Genomic DNA, 4,092 nt, shown 5'->3' with positions numbered 1-4,092 from the left:
TTAAAGTATTGTTTTTATCAATATTCCAATCAAGTTTTGCAGTTAATTTATTACTTGATGTACGATAGTTGTAACCTTCGTAAACACCAGGGTCATAACCAAAGCTTGCAAGTTTTTGTTTGATGGCATCAAGTGTAGATGCTTGTACCTGCGATACGTTTGCACCACTACGACCGTCTTTCGCAGCCTGATACACTGCTGAAGGTGGTTGAGTGATTCTTTCCTGCTCACCAGATACAAATAAGAACAATTTGTTTTTAATGATAGGGCCACCTACTGCAACACCATCTGTGTGGTAATTTACATCGGTTACGTTAAGGTTGGTTGGGCCAACGTGGTAACCTTGTAGCTTTGAACCGCGTGCAAAATAGTAAGCAGTACCTTTAACTTCGTTAGTACCTGATTTTACTACAGTGTTAACACCGGCACCGGTAAAGTTACCCTGGCGCACGTCATAAGGGGCAATATCAACCTGGATCTGGTCAATCGCATCTAATGAAATTGGCTGTGAACTTGTTTGACCACCCAAAGTACCCGATAAACCAAATGAGTTATTGAACAAAGCACCGTCAACAGTGATGTTATTAAAAGCACTGCTGCGGCCACCAAAAGCTAAACCATTAGCCGAAGGTGTTAATTTGGTAAAATCAGTTAATGAACGGGCAATGGTTGGCAGGTTCTCAATTTGCTGACGGCTGATGGTTTCGCGGGCGCCGGTACGTGATGAGTTGATCACTTTACCTTGCGTACCTACAATTTTCACCTCGCCTAAAGCAGTAGTGTTATCTTTAAGTACGGCAGCAATCCTTTGATCCTGGCCAATTGAAAGGGTAATACCTTCCTGAACATAGTTTGCGTAACCAATAAAAGTTACTTTGAAAGTGTATGGGCCACCTACCCTTAAGTTAGGGATGTTATAACGGCCGTCGTTACGGGTTACAGTTGAATACACAGTACCGGTAGGATTGTGTGTGATTGTAACGGTTGCACCAGGAATAGCACCTTTAGCATCGGTAACGGTACCGTTGATGCTGGCGGTGGTTACGCCCTGAGCTAATACGTTCTTACCAGTGAAGAACGAAAAGCCAATTAACAGTAATAAAAGAAGGTAATGCTTCCTCATAAATTGCTTTTTTAATTATACGTTTAATTAATTGGCGCAAAGATAATTAATGGTGCAATTACCAATGTTAAGTTAACGTTAACAATTATTATATATTTATCAACATTTTACATCATAAACACAAAAACCATAAAATTATGGTCAAAAGCGATGAAAATATTACAAATAATATAGTTTAAATCATATCCGGCCCAACCGTTAAAATAACATCCGCAGTTTTATGACACAGGGCAGATATAAATAACCACTTGCAAAGCATATATACTATCAGTACATTTTTTGGTTTCAGCCCTTTTACTTAGCTTTGGCATTCAAAAAATAAGGGGCTGCGGAAAAATGTAAAAACCCCGCGCCGCTTAATTACCTTTGAAAAGAAATTAAAGTATATCAATAATAATATGGATTACGATGTAATTGTTATTGGGTCTGGTCCGGGTGGCTACGTAGCAGCAATCCGCGCTTCCCAGCTTGGTTTAAAAACCGCCATTGTCGAAAAAGAATCATTAGGCGGTATCTGTCTTAACTGGGGTTGTATCCCAACCAAGGCTTTATTAAAAAGCGCCCAGGTTTTTGAATACCTTAACCATAGTGCCGATTACGGTATTAAAATTAACGGTGCCGGCGAAGTTGATTTTGCCGCTGTTGTTAAAAGAAGCCGTAATGTTGCCGATGGCATGAGCAAAGGCGTTCAGTTTTTAATGAAGAAAAACAAGATAGATGTGCTTGTTGGCTTTGGTAAATTGAAAAGCAAAGGTGTTGTTGAAGTTAAAGCTGCCGATGGTTCAGCTAAAACCTACAGCGCAAAACACATCATATTAGCAACAGGCGGCCGCTCACGCGAGCTACCTAACCTTAAACAAGATGGTAAAAAGGTTATCGGTTACCGCCAGGCCATGGTATTGCCGCAACAACCTAAATCACTGGTTGTAGTTGGTTCGGGCGCTATTGGTATCGAATTTGCTTATTTTTATAACTCAATAGGTACAAAAGTTACCGTAGTTGAGTTTTTAGATAATATTGTTCCATTGGAGGATGAGGACGTATCAAAAGGCTTAAACCGTATCCTTAAAAAACAAGGCATCAACATCATGACCAGCTCAAATGTGGAGTCGGTTGATACCAGCGGCGACCTGTGCAAGGTAACTGTAAAAACAGCTACCGGAACTGAGATACTTGAAGCCGAGATCGTACTTTCTGCAGTAGGTATCGCTACCAATCTTGAAGGCATCGGCCTTGAGGAAAACGGCGTTAAAACCGAACGTGGTAAAGTGTTGGTTGATGATTTTTACCGTACCAATGTTGAAGGCGTTTATGCCATAGGTGATATCGTTAAAGGTCAGGCCCTTGCCCACGTAGCATCGGCCGAAGGTATTATCTGCGTTGAAAAAATTGCAGGGCAGAACCCTCACCCGCTTGATTACAATAATATCCCGGGCTGTACTTATTGCTCGCCTGAAGTTGCTTCTGTTGGTTATACCGAAAAAGCAGCTAAAGAAGCAGGTTATGAAGTTAAAGTTGGTAAATTCCCATTCTCTGCATCAGGTAAAGCAAGTGCTGCCGGTGCTAAAGATGGTTTCGTAAAAGTGATATTTGATGCCAAATACGGCGAGTTCTTAGGCGCTCACATGCTTGGCAATAACGTTACCGAAATGATTGCCGAAGTAGTTACTGCCCGCAAGCTGGAAGCTACCGGTCACGAGATCATCAAATCGGTACACCCTCACCCAACTATGAGCGAAGCTGTAATGGAAGCAGCTGCCGAAGCTTACGGCGAGTGTATCCACTTGTAATGAAGTCCATGGTCAATAGACCATAGTCGATAGCCATAAATTGATGTATTAAGCATTTAATTTATGGCTATTTTTGTTTAACAACAACCATGGTCCATCGACTATGGACCATCCACCAAAAATGAAACTATACACCATCGATACCGGTTTTTTTAAATTAGATGGCGGGGCTATGTTTGGCGTTGTTCCGAAAACCATCTGGAACAAAACCAATCCTGCCGATGAAAACAACCTTTGTACCTGGGCCATGCGCTGCCTGCTGGTTGAACATGAAAACCGGCTGATATTAGTTGATACAGGCATAGGTAATAAACAAAGCGAAAAGTTCTTTAGCCATTATTACCTTCATGGCAACGCCAGTTTGGATAGCTCGCTGGCTTCACTTGGCTTTCACAGGGATGATATTACCGACGTATTTTTAACTCACCTGCACTTTGATCATGTGGGCGGTGCCGTTGTACGGGATGGGGAGAGCCTGCTACCAGCTTTTAAAAATGCTACTTACTGGAGTAATCCTAAACACTGGGACTGGGCAGTAAACCCTAACGACCGCGAAAAAGCTTCTTTTTTCAAGGAGAACATCATCCCCATACAGGAAAGCAATCAGTTAAAATTTGTTGATGCTAAAGACGGCATCAATTTTATGAAAGATTTTGATATCCGTTTTGTATCCGGCCATACCGAATCAATGATGCTACCGCTTATCAATTATAAAGGGAAACAGATTCTGTATATGGCCGATCTGCTTCCGTCGGTCGGCCATCTGCCTATCCCCTATGTAATGGCCTATGATATGTTCCCGCTGCAAACACTTGCCGAGAAAAAACTCTTCTTAAACGAAGCTTTGGAAAAAGAATACGTATTATATTTCGAGCACGACCCGGTTAATGAATGCTGTACTTTGTTGGAAACAGAAAAAGGCATAAGAGTTAAGGATATTTTTAAACTTAGCGACCTATGACCGTTGATTCGTTTTTTTGATTTCGACGATTTCGTTGATTTTCATTTTAGAAGCTGTTTAAAATGACCAAGAAGACCGTCATTGCGAGTAACCATCAGGGTACCTGAAAAAAAATGTAATGACGTGCCCTGCGATGAGAAGTAAGATATTTGCGGAATAAACAGGGCAAATTAGACACCCCGTATAACCCTTGGGACCTTATAGAGTCCGCTTGCGAG

3 protein-coding genes are annotated in these 4,092 nt (G+C 41.6%); 2 read left to right on the top strand and 1 reads right to left on the bottom strand.

What is annotated here, in order from left to right; translation table 11 throughout:
• Positions 1–1,123, bottom strand: a 1,123-nt coding sequence (locus VF500_RS00920) for a TonB-dependent receptor (RefSeq protein ID WP_330857872.1), incomplete at its 3' end; no start/stop codon positions are given.
• 398 nt (positions 1,124–1,521) lie between these two features.
• Between VF500_RS00920 and lpdA the strand changes: the two genes are divergently transcribed.
• Together lpdA and VF500_RS00910 are read left to right on the top strand one after the other, a co-directional pair.
• Positions 1,522–2,913 carry a dihydrolipoyl dehydrogenase gene (gene lpdA / locus VF500_RS00915; RefSeq protein ID WP_330857871.1) on the top strand — a complete coding sequence of 464 codons (1,392 nt, stop codon included), beginning with the start codon at positions 1,522–1,524 and terminating at the stop codon, positions 2,911–2,913.
• A 121-nt stretch (positions 2,914–3,034) separates the two neighbouring features.
• Positions 3,035–3,874 (top strand): MBL fold metallo-hydrolase, encoded by an 840-nt coding sequence (locus tag VF500_RS00910; protein ID WP_330857870.1) that lies wholly within the window; start codon positions 3,035–3,037, stop codon positions 3,872–3,874.
• Positions 3,875–4,092: the final 218 nt, after the last annotated feature.

The organism is Mucilaginibacter sp., from assembly GCF_036383575.1.
Lineage (GTDB): Bacteria > Bacteroidota > Bacteroidia > Sphingobacteriales > Sphingobacteriaceae > Mucilaginibacter.
Note: the sequence above shows the minus strand (reverse complement) of the source record. Positions and strands in the feature narration are given on the sequence as shown.

What these genes read in the sequence shown, in the direction of transcription:
- lpdA (WP_330857871.1), top strand. Translation starts at nt 1,522, where the DNA reads ATGGATTACGATGTAATTGTTATTGGGTCTGGTCCGGGTGGCTACGTA.
- VF500_RS00910 (WP_330857870.1), top strand. Translation starts at nt 3,035, where the DNA reads ATGAAACTATACACCATCGATACCGGTTTTTTTAAATTAGATGGCGGG.